15 protein-coding genes are annotated in these 14,489 nt (G+C 65.2%); 6 read left to right on the plus strand and 9 right to left on the minus strand.

Annotated features, from left to right (window positions below):
• Positions 1-111 precede the first annotated feature (111 nt).
• From dapF to OG225_RS23655, 4 genes are all read right to left on the minus strand, one after another.
• Positions 112-993 (minus strand): diaminopimelate epimerase, encoded by an 882-nt coding sequence (dapF, locus tag OG225_RS23640; protein WP_405183349.1) that lies wholly within the window; start codon positions 991-993, stop codon positions 112-114.
• 87 nt (positions 994-1,080) lie between these two features.
• Positions 1,081-1,884, minus strand: a complete 804-nt coding sequence (locus OG225_RS23645; RefSeq protein ID WP_405183350.1) for a TrmH family RNA methyltransferase — start codon at positions 1,882-1,884, stop codon at positions 1,081-1,083.
• A 175-nt stretch (positions 1,885-2,059) separates the two neighbouring features.
• Complete coding sequence (miaA, locus tag OG225_RS23650; protein ID WP_405177308.1) at positions 2,060-3,001, minus strand: tRNA (adenosine(37)-N6)-dimethylallyltransferase MiaA; 942 nt, start codon at positions 2,999-3,001, stop codon at positions 2,060-2,062.
• 37 nt (positions 3,002-3,038) lie between these two features.
• On the minus strand, positions 3,039-3,809 hold the full coding sequence (locus OG225_RS23655; RefSeq protein WP_405177309.1) for a hypothetical protein: 771 nt from the start codon (positions 3,807-3,809) through the stop codon (positions 3,039-3,041).
• A gap of 265 nt (positions 3,810-4,074) precedes the next feature.
• Here OG225_RS23655 and OG225_RS23660 point away from each other — a divergent pair, with 265 nt between their 5' ends.
• Complete coding sequence (locus OG225_RS23660) at positions 4,075-5,451, plus strand: DUF349 domain-containing protein (RefSeq protein WP_405177310.1); 1,377 nt, start codon at positions 4,075-4,077, stop codon at positions 5,449-5,451.
• 39 nt (positions 5,452-5,490) lie between these two features.
• On the opposite strand, the gene OG225_RS23665 is transcribed toward OG225_RS23660, so the two are convergent.
• The 5 genes from OG225_RS23665 to OG225_RS23685 form a co-directional block, all read right to left on the minus strand.
• Positions 5,491-6,069, minus strand: a complete 579-nt coding sequence (locus OG225_RS23665; RefSeq protein ID WP_216907262.1) for a hypothetical protein — start codon at positions 6,067-6,069, stop codon at positions 5,491-5,493.
• Positions 6,070-6,381: 312 nt separating this feature from the next.
• Positions 6,382-7,989 (minus strand): tRNA (N6-isopentenyl adenosine(37)-C2)-methylthiotransferase MiaB, encoded by a 1,608-nt coding sequence (miaB, locus tag OG225_RS23670; RefSeq protein WP_405177311.1) that lies wholly within the window; start codon positions 7,987-7,989, stop codon positions 6,382-6,384.
• A gap of 86 nt (positions 7,990-8,075) precedes the next feature.
• On the minus strand, positions 8,076-8,198 hold the full coding sequence (locus OG225_RS23675; RefSeq protein WP_405177312.1) for a hypothetical protein: 123 nt from the start codon (positions 8,196-8,198) through the stop codon (positions 8,076-8,078).
• A 707-nt stretch (positions 8,199-8,905) separates the two neighbouring features.
• Positions 8,906-9,106, minus strand: a complete 201-nt coding sequence (locus OG225_RS23680; protein WP_405177313.1) for a DUF397 domain-containing protein — start codon at positions 9,104-9,106, stop codon at positions 8,906-8,908.
• A complete protein-coding gene (locus OG225_RS23685; protein WP_405177314.1) occupies positions 9,099-9,899 on the minus strand; it encodes a Scr1 family TA system antitoxin-like transcriptional regulator in 801 nt (266 codons plus the stop codon). Before OG225_RS23685 ends, OG225_RS23680 begins: the two co-directional genes overlap by 8 nt.
• A gap of 94 nt (positions 9,900-9,993) precedes the next feature.
• On the opposite strand from OG225_RS23685, the gene OG225_RS23690 reads away from it, so the two are divergent.
• The 5 genes from OG225_RS23690 to OG225_RS23710 all read left to right on the plus strand — a co-directional run bounded on the left by OG225_RS23690 (position 9,994) and on the right by OG225_RS23710 (position 14,486).
• The gene (locus tag OG225_RS23690; protein ID WP_405177315.1) at positions 9,994-10,314 is read left to right on the plus strand and encodes a hypothetical protein; all 321 of its coding nucleotides are present in this window, start codon (positions 9,994-9,996) and stop codon (positions 10,312-10,314) included.
• A gap of 908 nt (positions 10,315-11,222) precedes the next feature.
• Positions 11,223-11,951 carry a glutamate ABC transporter ATP-binding protein GluA gene (gene gluA, locus OG225_RS23695; RefSeq protein WP_109527742.1) on the plus strand — a complete coding sequence of 243 codons (729 nt, stop codon included), beginning with the start codon at positions 11,223-11,225 and terminating at the stop codon, positions 11,949-11,951.
• A 48-nt stretch (positions 11,952-11,999) separates the two neighbouring features.
• Positions 12,000-12,833 (plus strand): glutamate ABC transporter substrate-binding protein, encoded by an 834-nt coding sequence (locus tag OG225_RS23700; RefSeq protein WP_405177316.1) that lies wholly within the window; start codon positions 12,000-12,002, stop codon positions 12,831-12,833.
• An 85-nt stretch (positions 12,834-12,918) separates the two neighbouring features.
• Positions 12,919-13,590: an amino acid ABC transporter permease gene (locus tag OG225_RS23705; RefSeq protein WP_405177317.1), complete on the plus strand. Its 672-nt coding sequence runs from the start codon at positions 12,919-12,921 to the stop codon at positions 13,588-13,590.
• Entirely contained in the window at positions 13,587-14,486 is a 900-nt protein-coding gene (locus tag OG225_RS23710) for an amino acid ABC transporter permease (protein WP_405177318.1), read from the plus strand. Before OG225_RS23705 ends, OG225_RS23710 begins: the two co-directional genes overlap by 4 nt.
• Positions 14,487-14,489 lie beyond the last annotated feature (3 nt).

Consider the following 14,489-nt stretch of genomic DNA (forward strand, 5'->3'; position numbering starts at 1 on the left):
AGATCGTCGTCGGCGGCCGGATTGATATCGAAAGTCTCTGAATTCCTCATACGCCATCCAGCTTGCCACGTTCGTGCGGGTCAGCGCACTTCGATATTCGCGAATCCGCCGTCAGAGCCCGGTCCACCACTGTTCGGCGAGGCGTCCGGAGGCGACGAGGACCGACGGGCCGCGCAGCCACGCGTCGCCGCCGTCGAGCCCGACGCGCACCGAACCGCCGGGCACCCGGATCGTCACCTCGTCGGTGTCGGTGCCGATGGCGAACCCTTCCGCAGCCAGGACCGCGGCGGCCGCCGCGACGGTTCCCGTTCCGCAGGAACGGGTTTCGCCGACACCGCGTTCGTAGACGCGCATATCGGCGGCCCGGTCGGCGCCGAGCGGGGTGAGGATCTCGATATTGACTCCGAGTGGGAAGAGGTCCGGGTCGTAGCCGGGCGAGACCGTCAGATCCAGTTTGGCCAACGCCTCGGCGGACAGATTGGCGTCGACACAGGCCAGATGCGGATTCCCGACATCGATGCCGATTCCCGGGTAGCCCCAGCCCGCGATGGTCGCGGTCGAGGAGCCCAGTTCGGTGATCCGGCCCATTCCGACGGTGACATCGCCGTACGCGTGGTCCGCGGCGTGGACCGTGACCGGGCGCGCACCCGCGCGGCTGCCGACGACGAATTCGGCGGCGGCTTCCAGACCGGCGACCGCGAGGTAGTGGGCGAAGACCCGCACCCCGTTACCGCACATCTCGGCGACGGAGCCGTCCGCGTTGCGGTAGTCCATGAACCAGTCCGTTTCGACGATGCCGTCCGGAATCGTCGCCAGCACCCCCGCCTCGCGCAGCGCGCCCGCGCGGGCGACGCGCAGCACACCGTCGGCGCCGAGTCCACGCTGACGATCGCAGAGGGCGGCGACGCGCTCCTCGGTCAATTCGAGGCGGACGTCGAGATCGGGCAGCACCACGAAATCGTTCTCGGTGCCGTGCCCTTTGCTGAACTCGATATCCGCCACGTGCGCTCCTGATCCTCGGGTGCTTTTCCTCGATTATCCGGGTCGGCGCCGCCCCGGTATCCGGGCGGGGTTGCTCCCCTATCCGACGAACGTCCTGCGCTGTCGGGAAATTTCGTACAGCGCCACCGCACCTGCCGACGGCGCGCCGAGCGAACTCGCCGAACCTCCCATCGGAATGGAGACCAGGTCGTCGCACGCCTGCTGCCACGCCGCGCTCATACCGCTCGACTCGTTGCCGACCAGCAGGATGGTCGCGTCGGCGAAATCGTGGTCGAAGACCGCGTGCGTGCCGTTCTCGTCGGTGCCGACGACGCGGGTGGGAATGCCGCGCCCGATCTGGCGATCCCGGAAGGCCAGCACCTGGGCCGCGCCCGCGGCCCGCAGCACCGGCACCGCGAACAGCGATCCGGTCGACGCGCGCACCGCCTGCGGATCGTAGTGATCGGCGCCGTGTCCGGTGACGATCACCGCGTCCGCGCCGAACGCGTCCGCGGAACGGATCAGGGTGCCGAGATTGCCGGGCGAATTGGGCCGGTCGAACACCACCACGACGGGCGCGTCCTCGCCGGGTTCACCCGGTGCGAAATCGTCGAGTTCGGTCGTCCGCGATTCCGCGACGGCCACGACTTCCGGTATGCCGCCTGCCTTCTCACCGAGTTCGGCCATCAACTCGGGGACGAGTCCGATGCACGGGACCTCGGCGGAATCGAGCAGTTCCCTGGCCCAGCCGGACAGTTCGGGGGTGCCGAGCCGGTAGAGCAGCGTCTCGATGGGCCAGTCGTTGGCCACGGCCTGGGTGATGGGACGCACGCCCTGCACGAGGAAACGCCCGTCGCGATTGCGGGTGGCCCTATTGTTCAGGTAGGCCTCCCACACCTGCATCGAGGCGTTGCGGGTGCTCACCCTGCGGTTCGCGACGTCGCCCGAGGTGCGGCCGGATCCGCCGCGGCCCTGCCTGGCGCGGGGAGATTCGCTGTTCATCACCGCGGCCCCGCCGTCCGTGCCGCCGGTGCTGTGTGTGCCGTCCGGGCGGACACCACCCGATTGTTCTGTCCGATCACCTACTGGTCCGTTCCGTCGATTCGAGCACAGACAGCGCCGTCGCGGCCGGATCCGGGTCGGCGCCGTTCACCCAGCGCACCCGGGTGTCCCGGCGAAACCACGAACGCTGCCTTCGCACATAACGCCGGGTGCCGATGAGGGTGCGTTCCCGCGCGTCGTTCAGGTCGTATTCGTTGTCGAGATGGGCGAGGACTTGCGCGTAGCCGATGGCCCGGCGCGCGGTGACACCCTCGCGTAGGCCCAGATCTATCAGCCCGCGCACCTCGTCGACCAATCCGCTGTCGAACATCAGCGCGGTGCGCGCTTCGATTCGGGCGTCGAGTTCCGCGGTGTCGCGGTCCACGCCGATGATGATCGTCCCCCACCGTGGTTCACCGATCACGGGGGCCGAGGCCGCGAAGGGGCGTCCGGTCAGTTCGACGACCTCGAGCGCGCGCACCATGCGCCGTCCGTCGGTGGGCAGGATGGTCGCCGCGGCCGCCGGATCGGCCTGGCGCAACGCCTCGTGCAGCGCGACCACACCGCGTTCGGCGAGTACCCGCTCCCACCGCCCGCGCACGACGGGATCGGTGGCCGGGAAATCCCATTGATCCAGCAGCGCTTGGACATACATCATCGAACCGCCGACGATGACGGGGGTCCGACCGCGCGCCATGATGGCCTCGACGTCCGCGCCCGCCGCGCTCTGATACGCGGCGACGGTGGCGTATTCGGTCACGTCGAGGACATCGAGCTGGTGGTGCGCGATGCCTCGGCGTTCGGTCGGCGGCAATTTGGCCGTGCCGATATCCATGCCCCGATACAGCTGCATGGCGTCGATGTTCACGATCTCGCCGTGGAGGCGTTCGGCCAGATCGAGTCCGAGATCGGATTTTCCGGACGCGGTCGGCCCGACGACCGCGATCGGGGTGATCCCGGCGGACGCTACCTCGGTCATACCCGCTGCCCTACCGCACGGGGCGTGGCTCGCCTGCTCATCCGGCGCCGCCCGGTCGCCACAGGCTGACGTGGTAGCCGACGCCGTAGGGCGCGTCACGGTAGAGCGTGTCGACGCTCGGGTCGACGGAATCGGCCGCGAACAAGCCTGCCAGCGCCTGGTACGCGGGACGTCCAGCGATGGACAATTCGGCGCACAGGGCTGGGTCGAGTGCGAGCAGGGCCGCGCGATCACCCGCGTCGAGCGCCAGGTCCAGCGCCTGCTGGCTGCCCGCCGCACGATCATCGAGATATCCGGGCGCCTTCAGCGACAGGGTCGCCGCGCCGTCCGCGACGACGAGCACCGCGTGCGGTTCGTCCGCCGCGTCGAGTTCGGCGCGCAGATCGGCCCCGGCCCGGGCGCACCGCTCGACGGAAGTGTCGGCGGCGAGAACGCGGGCCCGCACGCTGATATCGGGGCCGACCTGCCCGCGCAACCATCCGGCGATCAGCACGGACAGCGGAAGCTCGGGATCGGGCCCCACCCCGGAATCGGCGGCAGCGTCGGCGGACAGCCCGACGCGGACGTCGAGCCCGTATCCACGAAAGGTGCCCATCGCGTCCGGCCCGAAGACCTGGTCGGCGTCACCGGAACCGAGCACCGTCCAGTGCCGAGCCGCCCCGGCCAGAGTCGCGCCCGCGGCGGAGACGGCCGCCCGCAGCACGGCGGGCGGGTCGTCCGGATCGGCTCCGGGGGCGCGTGAGGCGGCGCCGACGAGCTCGGGAACCAGGATCGGCGGCGACGGGACCAGGGCCGCAATGGAGAGCACCACGTAACGGTAGCCGTTCGTCCCGACAGCGCTTCGCACCCGTCGGCACCGGCCGCGACGGTGGGCGGCTTCGAGTGTCTCTGCGTCAATCCTCGCCGAGATTGATAGTGTCGAGGTTGCTACAACCCAGGTCATCACGGGTTCGCATCCCCGGGAACAACCCGTGAGAGGCGCGGATCAATGGTCTCGACGGCTCGGACCGGGTTGAATGGGATGAGCTAGGGCGTAACCAGGCAGCCGTGACGCGCGGCAGGGACGGAGAGCAATGAGCGACAGCAACGGAACCGCGAAAGCCACCCCCGGCAGTGCACCGCGACCGTCCGGCGCCCCGAAACCCGGTGGTTCGACCCCCCATCCGAAGCCGCACGCGATCAAGCCCGCGCCCGGCCAGAGCGCCCAGCATCCCCATCCGGTCGTCGTACCGACCGTCACCGACCCCAGTGCGTGGGGCCGCGTCGACGAGGACGGCACCGCCTGGGTGAAAACCTCCGAGGGCGAACACGTCGTCGGATCGTGGCAGGCCGGTGACGCCGCCGAGGGGCTCGCGCATTTCGGCAGACGCTTCGACGATCTCGCCACCGAAGTGGCGCTGCTCGAGGCGCGACTGGCCGCGGGCGCGGATGCCCGAAAGACCAAGGCCGCGGCGTTGACGCTGGCCGAATCGCTGCCGACCGCCGCCGTCATCGGTGATATCGACGGTTTGGCCCGCCGCTTGCAGGCGATCACCGAACATTCCGAAGAGGCTGCCGCCCACGCCAAGGAGGAGAAGGACCGCGCGCGGCACGAACACACCGAGCGCAAGGAAACGCTGTGCGCGGAGGCCGAGAAGATCGCCGCCGAGTCCACGCAGTGGAAGGCCGCGGGCGATCGGCTGCGCGAAATCCTGGACGAGTGGAAATCCATCCGCGGGGTCGATCGCAAGGTGGACGACGCGCTGTGGAAGCGGTACTCGAAGGCGCGCGAGGCTTTCAACCGTCGCCGGGGCGCGCATTTCGCCGAACTCGATCGCGAACGCGCCGCCGCGAAGTCACGCAAGGAAGAATTGTGCGAGCAGGCCGAGGAACTGTCGAGTTCGACCGACTGGGTCGGCACGGCGTCGGTCTTCCGTGACCTGCTGACCGAGTGGAAGGCCGCGGGCCGTGCACCGCGCGAAGCCGACGAGACGCTGTGGCGGCGCTTCAAGAGCGCGCAGGACGTCTTCTTCTCGGCGCGCAATGCCGCGGTCTCCGAACGCGACGCGGAATTCGAGCACAACGCCACCGCCAAGGAAGAACTGCTGCACACCTACGAGAACATCGACCCGGCCAACGGTCTCGAGGCAGCTCGCTCCGCCCTGCGCGAATTGCAGGACCGCTGGGACGCCCTCGGCAAGGTGCCGCGCGAACGTATCCAGGAGCTGGAAGGAAAGTTGCGCGCCATCGAGAAGCGGGTGCGCGACGCGGTGGACGCGCAGTGGCGGCGCAGCGATCCGGAGGCGATGGCCCGCGCGGCGCAGTTCCGCGAGAAGGTCGCCCACTACGAGGAGCAGGCCGCCAAGGCCGAGGCCGCGGGTAAGGTGCGCGACGCGCAGAAGGCGCTCGACCAGGCCAAACAGTGGCGCGAGTGGGCCGAGGCCGCCGAAGGCGCTGTCAGCAACCTCTGAGGCAGCGGCCTCCGAGTAGGCGAACTCCGAGCTGAATTCCTATTCGCCGGTGAGTCGGCGGTGGTCGTCGGCTTCGGCCCTGGCGGCGGCGATACGTCGCTGTTCCTCGGCTTCCAACTGCAACGCGGTGCGACTCCACACGACGCGGATCCAGTGGAAGGTCAGCACCACGATCGCCAGGGTGCCGAGCACGAGTCCGATGCCGGGGCCCGAGACCACATGATTGCCGATGCCCGGTGTCTGGCGGTGCCAGATCGACAGCACGCCGAAGACGCTGGCGATGGCCGAACCCGCGACCGCGATCCACGCCAGCACCCACCGGCGGGTCATCAGGGCGAGCAGTGAGAAACCGACGCCGAACACCACGACGAACCAGACGAATACGCGCGAAGGCAGGCCGATGTGTTCGATCCGGCCCGCTTCGGTGTCGAGCAGGACGTCGAACCCCCTGGCATCGCCGGTATGCGGCAGCACCAGCGACAGCAGAAGCAGGAAGACCGCGCCCGCGACCACCATGGCGCGCGCACCGGGGTCGATCTCGCCCGCGATGCGACGTTCCACGGCATCGAGTTCGTCGCGGAACTGCTCGAAATCCTTGCCGTTCTCGACCGAGTTCACTGCGCCTTCGTCTCCTTCGCCTGGTTCGCCGACTGCTCCGGACCGGTCCACTGTGCCATTCGAGGGGCCGGGCCCGGCATCCGACCCACTACGGCCGGTAGTAGGTGGCTGATCCGCCGCGCCGCCGCCCGATGCGGCACCGGAACGGGAGTCGGAGGTCTCCGGTCCGTCGTCGGGGTCTACCTGGTCCGATTCGTCTTTCACGAATTCTCCCGTGCCGGAAACCTGCCCGCCGCTGCTGAAACGCGCGCCTCGCGTCGATCGTGCGGTCGGCTCGGGTAACACCTGTCTTCGGTCACATCGTCACCGCGATCAGACACCGCATCCGGTGGCGCACCCCGAGGCCGCGACCGGTTCCTGGGCCGGGGCGCCGATCCTCGGCAGACCGAGACCGACGCCGATCGGCTCGGTCTTCGGGGTGATGCCGCGCTCGTGCGCGTCGCCCGCGGTGGTGCGCCGATGCGTCCTGATCGGTGAATCGGCGATCAGGTGGTGCGGGGCCGCCTCGGTGATGTCGACGGTGACGATATCGCCGGGACGGATCGGTTCGGCGGTGTCGACGGGGCGGAAATGCACGAGTCTGCCGTCCCGCGCGCGCCCGCTCATGCGCGCGGTCGCCGCGTTCTTCTTGCCCGCCCCCTCGGCGACGAGCAGTTCCACCTCGGTGCCGATCAACGCGCGATTGGCCTCGAGGGAGATCTCGTCCTGCAACGCGATGAGCCGCATGTAGCGTTCCTGCACCACCGCTTTGGGCAGTTGGTCGGCCATCTCGGCGGCCGGAGTTCCCGGACGCTTCGAGTACTGGAAGGTGTAGGCGCTGGTGAAACGGGCCCGGCGCACCACGTCCAGGGTCTCCTGGAAATCCTCTTCGGTCTCGCCGGGGAAGCCGACGATGATGTCGGTGGTGACGGCCGCGTGCGGCATGGCGGCACGGACCTTCTCGATGATGCCGAGGTAGCGCTCCTTGCGGTAGGAGCGGCGCATGGCCTTGAGGACGCGGTCCGAGCCGGATTGCAGCGGCATATGCAATTGCGGGCAGATATTCGGCGTCTCGGCCATGGCCTCGATGACGTCGTCGGTGAATTCGGCCGGATGCGGCGAGGTGAAACGCACCCGCTCCAGGCCTTCGATATCGCCGCACGCGCGCAGCAGTTTCGCGAACGCGCTGCGGTCGCGCGATCCCGAGGAATCACTCGAGTCGGCCGGATCGACGAAATTGACGCCGTAGGAATTCACGTTCTGACCGAGCAGCGTCACCTCGAGGACGCCCTGCTCGACCAGTGCCCGTACCTCGGCGAGCACATCGCCGGGACGCCGGTCGACCTCCTTGCCGCGCAGCGCGGGCACGATGCAGAAGGTGCAGGTGTTGTTGCAGCCCACCGAGATCGAGACCCACCCCGCGTAGGCCGACTCGCGTTTGGCGGGCAGCGTGGACGGGAAGGCTTCCAGCGATTCGAGAATCTCGACCTGCGCCTCGGCGTTGTGGCGGGCCCGCTCCAGCAGCACAGGCAGCGAACCGATGTTGTGGGTGCCGAACACCACGTCCACCCAGGGCGCCTTGCGCACGACCACGTCGCGGTCCTTCTGCGCCAGGCAGCCGCCGACGGCGATCTGCATCCCGGGGCGTCCGGCCTTGATCGGCGCGAGATGGCCGAGGGTGCCGTACAGCTTGTTGTCGGCGTTCTCGCGCACCGCACAGGTGTTGAAGACGACGAGGTCGGCCGTCGCGCCGGGCGCGGCCTTCACATATCCCGCATCCTCCAGCAGCCCGGACAAGCGTTCGGAATCGTGCACGTTCATCTGGCAACCGAAGGTGCGGACCTCGTATGACCTGACCTGCTGTGATGTAGTTTCATCCGCCAACAATGACACGCCGCATCGTAGCTCATCGGCTTCCAGGCGCAGCCACAGGGTCTGCATTTTGCCTGTTCAGAAGGGTAGCTACATGATCATGAAGCGACCAGAGCCCCGACCAATAAAGGTCGGGGCTCTGGTACTAGAAGGAACTACTTTTTACGGGGCTTGCCCGCGTCGCTGCGCTTGCGCCGCCAGCCACCATCATCGCGACGGTCGCGTTCCTGCTTTCCGCCGCCCGGCGCGGGCACCTGCGGAGGCTGAGCCGTAGCCATCCCGATCACCGCACCGGGTAGACAGTGATCCGGATACGACGAACGATCCGGATAGGGCGAATAGTGCGGGTAGTGCGCCGCACACGCATCCGAGACGAAGTCATGCGACTTCCCTCCTATTAGGTGTCAGACACCTAGCAGAACGCCCCGACATGCTACGGAACGAACCTTGAGGTAGTGTCGGAACTGCATGCCCTAGACAAGTGTGCAATCCAACCCGACCCCGCCAGGTGCCCCGCATCGGCGGGGTTTGGTGTTTCAAGACCATTTCTGACTTGCCGATGACACTACCCCTGGTATCCCCAACCATGTCCAACCACTACAGGTAGTAATCACACGTTTGGGATTTGTCAGCCACTGCCAAAGATCACAAATCCGCTGGTCAAACATACGTTCTACTTAGCTGAAATTATTAATGTGATCTATGACACACGCGCTGCTTCTCCTGGGAAAACGCACGTAAACCGTGCCATATGGCCCACCAAGCGGTGGTTTACCACCTTCAGCGAACCTTCCCAAATGGGCATCTAGTCGCTTAGCGTCGCCATTACATACCCGTACTGCATTTTCGCCAAATCATCACAGAGGTTCGCCGGTCAGTTGCCGATGCAGACCAAGATCATCAGATTTGACAAGTAAAACTAGTTGAGGTAAATCAACGCCCCAGGTTGAAGTTCAACCGGGGGCGTCGTTGATACCGGAAGACTTCAGGTCAAGTCGTTGAACTCTCCGGCCTGAGCACCCTTGAGGAACGCACTCCACTCCCCACGAGTGAACGCAACGGTTCCAGCTGCCCGAGCGTTGGAGTTGCGGACATAGATGGTGTCAGCGGTTCCGGCAACCTCGACACATGTCCCGTTGTCGGTAAAGCTCGACACTCGCCATTCGAGCGCATCGAGGTTATCCATGGATCTCCCACTCCTTCGCCAGCTCTAGAACGAACTTGCGCGACTCCACCGGGCTCAGAGCTACCTTCGCGCCGTGGCCGTACGCACTGGAGAAGTATCCCACTTCCTCAGCGTCGGTTATGAACCGACCGCCGCCGTAGGACTCGATGTGAACCCGTGGCGATCCCCAAGGATGAGCCATGATCGAGAACGCATGCAATCGCCTCGCTTCGTACTGGCCTGCGTCATAGGTGGTGATACGAACGGTGACGTTGCCCAGCTCTGACAGCTCAGCCAGAGTCCTCAATTGCTCAGCCATGACGCCCGGAGTGCCAACCCTCAGTCTCAACGCCGATTCCGGCATGATCACATCAAGTTCAAGCTCACCGGATCGAACTCGCTTCTGTCGGTGCAATCGCTGATCGACGGCTTGCTGGATGTAGGTATCCGAGACTCCTGAGATACCGACCTTGCTCACGAGCGCTTCGACATAGGCCGGAACTTGAAGCAGTCCATATACCGCTCGCGGTTCGTGCGTACGGATGGACGTAGCCGATTGCTCCATACCGAGATACGTCGATAGCCACTCCGGTACTTCGCCCTCGACAGTCGGGACACTGCTGAGCATCGCCGATAGTTCGTCCATCGTAATCCCAAGCGATTCAGCATATTTGGCACGCTGAGCCGGATGCGGGGTTCCTTCGTTACGTTCCCATCGGCCTAGCGTCGTCCGATCTACCTCGACCTCCACGGCAATCTGTTCCTGAGTCTTGCCGGTGGCCTTGCGAGCATCGATCAGTCGCTGTCTGCGCATAAACGCATCGTAGGTGCCTCTTGTGCGCCGTGGTTCGGTTCGACCTAGACGCGCAGCATTGAACCTCAACAGGGGAAACTCACTGAGGGGAACAATGATGCACGCTCTACCGCAACGTATTCCGGGTTCACATGCGTACCCGAACAGCAAGGTAGAGCGTCCACCGCTTGAGCTGTTAGTGCGCACAGTTGATGCGCTCACCAAGTGGGCAGCCAACGATTCGCAACAGTCCGGGGTGCCGATGGTCGCGATAGATGAGCACTGGCTTGATTGCTCACATGATCCTGATCAACTCACCGATCAGTCGGCAAAGCTGATTCTGAGCTTCCATAAGCACTCGACTTGGCAACCATGTCTACCGCAACTGGCCGCGCTGGCGTACCTGTCCAATCCCGATGCGCATGACTACGAATAGATAGGTGCGGCAGTGTCTTCCGACATCGTTTTGATTGCGTTGGCCGTTGGCCTGATTATGTTCACGCTGGCCTGTGCCTATTGGTGAAACGCATCTAGATATTCCGCCAGTAGTCTCGCACGCGGTGCCGGTATTCCATGGTAGACAAACCCGAGTCGTTAACGAATCCGCAACCGACATCACGACAATCTTTGCATATCACGAAGGCGGATGATGAATCTTCTCGCCACTCCACGCAATCCCATGAGATCACATCAAGCAGTCCACGAAAATTTCGGTAGTTGAACCTATCGTCTTCGATTGTCCTTTGAAGTCGCTCTTGTCACACAATCATGCTGTATGTCGATCATTAGAAGCAATCTTCTATAGTTGAATATGGTGCATTGTCTGAGATTGTCTTTACCCATCTTCTGGCAAATTTCTCCGATCTCCATACGTCTGCCATGATCGCGGAACGAACTACATGGACCTACAAGCTGGACAAAGGTTCGGATCGTGCACGTTCATCTTGCAACCGAAGGTGCGGACCCTCGTAACTGCGAGCGTCTTCTTCGGACTGGGAGCCGGCGGGAGTGCAGCGCGGCGTTTCCGATCCGGATCCACCCGTCCAGGATGCGGACGCGCCGCGGCCGTTCACATGCATCGGCGCAGGCTCGGGGGCGTGCAAGAGATCGTTCGCGACAGGAACACGGAGGTTACGGCGGCATGACTACTCGGCGTGGCGGTGCGGCGTGTCACAGAAAGCAGGGCAAAACTCGTTTTTCCGCCTAAGGTCAAGGACCATGACCGACGCCGATGCCGCGCCCGATTCCGCCGGGGACGCCACGACCGGGAACGAAGCCGCCGCGGACGTGCCGCAGTCGCTGAGCAAGGACGCCCCCGCGCAGGCCCCCGCCGCCGGACCGCCCATGATCGCGATGAGCAAGGTGGACAAGCATTTCGGCGAACTCCACGTCCTGCGCGACATCAATCTCGAGGTGCCCAGGGGTCAGGTCGTCATCGTGCTCGGCCCGTCCGGCTCGGGTAAGTCGACGCTGTGCCGCACCATCAATCGGCTGGAGCCGATCGATTCCGGCGATATCGCCATCGACGGGGTACCGCTGCCCGCCGAGGGAAAGGCGCTGGCGGCGTTGCGCGCCGACGTCGGCATGGTGTTCCAGTCCTTCAATCTCTTCGCGCACAAGACCATCGTCGAGAACGTGATGCTCGCGCCGATCAAGGTCCGCAAGGTCAAGAAGGACGCCGCCCGCGCACGCGCGATGGAACTGCTCGAGCGGGTCGGTATCGCGAACCAGGCCGACAAGTATCCCGCGCAACTCTCGGGCGGCCAGCAGCAGCGCGTGGCGATCGCCCGCGCGCTGGCGATGAGCCCGAAGGTGATGCTCTTCGACGAACCGACCTCGGCCCTGGACCCGGAGATGGTCAACGAGGTGCTCGACGTCATGGTCTCGCTGGCCAAAGAGGGGATGACCATGCTCGTGGTCACCCACGAGATGGGTTTCGCCCGCCGGGCGGGCAATCGCGTGCTGTTCATGGCCGACGGATCGATCGTCGAGGACACCGAGCCCGAATCCTTCTTCACCGCACCGAAATCCGACCGTGCCAAGGATTTCCTCGGCAAGATCCTGAGCCACTGACCGCACTGGAACACGGCAACGAAAACCATAAGAGGAGTTAGGAACTCGATGAGGATCAACCGTGCACTGCGCTTCGGTGTCGGGGCGCTCGCCCTGGCGCTCGCCGTCTCCGCCTGTGGCGGCGGCGACGACAAATCCGGCCTCGAAAACGCCAAGGACGGCAAGCTGACCGTCGGCATCAAATTCGATCAGCCCGGCCTCGGCCTGCGCAACAAGGACGGCTCGTTCAGCGGTTTCGACGTCGAGGTCGCCAAGTACGTCGCCGGGAAGCTCGGCGTGAAACCCGAGAACATCGAATTCAAGGAATCACCGTCGGCCCAGCGTGAGACGTTGATCGAGAACGGTCAGGTGGACTTCGTCGTCGCCACCTACTCGATCACCGACAAGCGCAAGGAGAAGGTCGATTTCGCCGGTCCGTATTTCGTGGCGGGCCAGTCGCTGCTGGTGAAGGCCGACAACACCGATATCACCGGCGCCGAATCGCTGACCGGCAACAAGAAGCTGTGCTCGGTGAAGGGTTCGACACCCGCGCAGAACGTCAAGGACAAGTACGCCAAAGACGTCCAGTTGCAGGAGTTCGACACCTACTCGCTGTGTGTCGAGGCGCTGCGCAACGGCTCGGTCGACGCCGTGACCACCGACGACATCATCCTCGCCGGTTTCGCCGCCCAGTCCCCCGGCCAGCTCAAGGTCGTCGGCAAACCGTTCACCACGGAGAACTACGGCATCGGCGTCAAGAAGGGCGATACCGAGATCCGCGGCCAGATCAACGACGCCATCGAGGCCATGATCGCCGACGGTTCCTGGTCCAAGGCCTTCGCCACGACGGTCGGCAGTTCGGGCTACCCGGCGCCGCAGCCGCCCACGGTGAACCGCTACTGATCCCGGCGCGGGTGGTCGGCGATCGCGCCGGCCACCCGTTTCGCCGAACTGCCGACCCCATACCGATCGGAGGGATACGCCCACCGTGTTCGACCTGATCTCGGAATACGACACCAGGATTCTGGAAGCCTTCTGGGTGACCATCCAGCTGACCGTCTTCTCCGCCGTCGGCGCACTGATCCTGGGAACCCTGGTCGCCGCGATGCGCGTATCCCCGGTTCCGGTCGCTCGCGCGCTCGGCACCGCCTACGTCACCGTCTTCCGCAACACCCCGCTGACGCTGATCATCCTGTTCTGCTCGCTCGGTCTCTACCTCACGCTGGGCTGGGAGCTCGCGGGCGATTCGATCACCGACAACAACTACCGCTGGGCCATCGTCGGGCTCAGCGTCTACACCGGCGCGTTCGTCTGCGAATCGCTGCGCTCGGGTATCAACACCGTGGCGCTCGGCCAGTCCGAGGCGGGCCGCTCGCTCGGTTTCAGCTTCGCTCAGAATCTGCGCTACGTGGTGCTGCCGCAGGCCTTCCGATCGGTGATCGCCCCGTTGGGCAGCGTGTTCATCGCGCTCACCAAGAATTCGACGATCGCCTCGGCCATCGGCGTCGCCGAGGCGGCCTACCTCATGGCCGAGATGAACGAGAACGAGGCCGCCATCATCGCGATCGGCGCCATCTTCGCCCTCGGCTTCGTCTGTCTGACCCTCCCCGCCGGCCTGTTGTTCGGCTGGCTCGCCAAGCGATTCGAGGTGGCCCGATGAGCTCAGGCGCATCCGTACTTTTCGACGCGCCGGGGCCCCGCGCGCGGCTGCGCAACAACATCATCTCGGCGCTGGTGGCCGCGGTGATCATCGCGGTCGGATTCGTGCTGTACCGGGCGTTCGACGAGCAGGGACAGTTCGCCGCCGAGAAGTGGAAGCCCTTCCTGGACTCCGACGTCTGGGAGACCTACCTGCTGCCCGGCCTGAAGGGCACCATCGTCGCCGCGGTGCTCTCCATCGTCTTCGCGCTGGTACTGGGCATGATCTTCGGCATCCTGCGGCTCTCCGAACATCGGTGGGTGCGCATCGTGGCCGGGGCGATCGTCGAATTCTCCCGGGCCATCCCGGTGCTGATCCTGATGATCTTCCTGTTCGCCATCTTCTCCGAGTACAAAGTCTTCAAATCCGACGATCTGGCGCTGGCCGCGGTGGTCGTCGCGCTGACCATCTACAACGGGTCGGTCATCGCCGAGATCGTCCGTGCGGGCATCCGCTCGCTGCCCAAGGGACAGAGCGAGGCCGCCGTCGCACTCGGCCTGCGCAAGAACCAGCTGATGCGTCTGATCCTGCTGCCGCAGGCGGTCACCGCGATGCTGCCCGCGCTGATCTCGCAAATGGTTGTCGCGCTGAAGGATACGGCGCTCGGCTATCAGATCACCTACGGCGAGATCGTCCGCGAGGGCAAGCAACTCGGCGCGTCGGAGCAGAACATCATCCCGGCGCTGATCGTCGTCGCGGTCATCATGATCATCCTCAACAGTTCGCTGTCCTTCACCGCGACGAAGCTGGAGCAACGGTTGCGTGCCAGGCGGCGGATCAGGGGCGGCGCCGTGCTCGCCGCCGATTCGGTGCTCACCGACGCCGCCCCCGGCGTGGACATCGTGACCAAACGATGAGCG

Origin of the sequence: Nocardia sp. NBC_01377, assembly GCF_045040005.1 — a bacterium.
Classification (GTDB): Bacteria; Actinomycetota; Actinomycetes; order Mycobacteriales; family Mycobacteriaceae; genus Nocardia; species Nocardia noduli.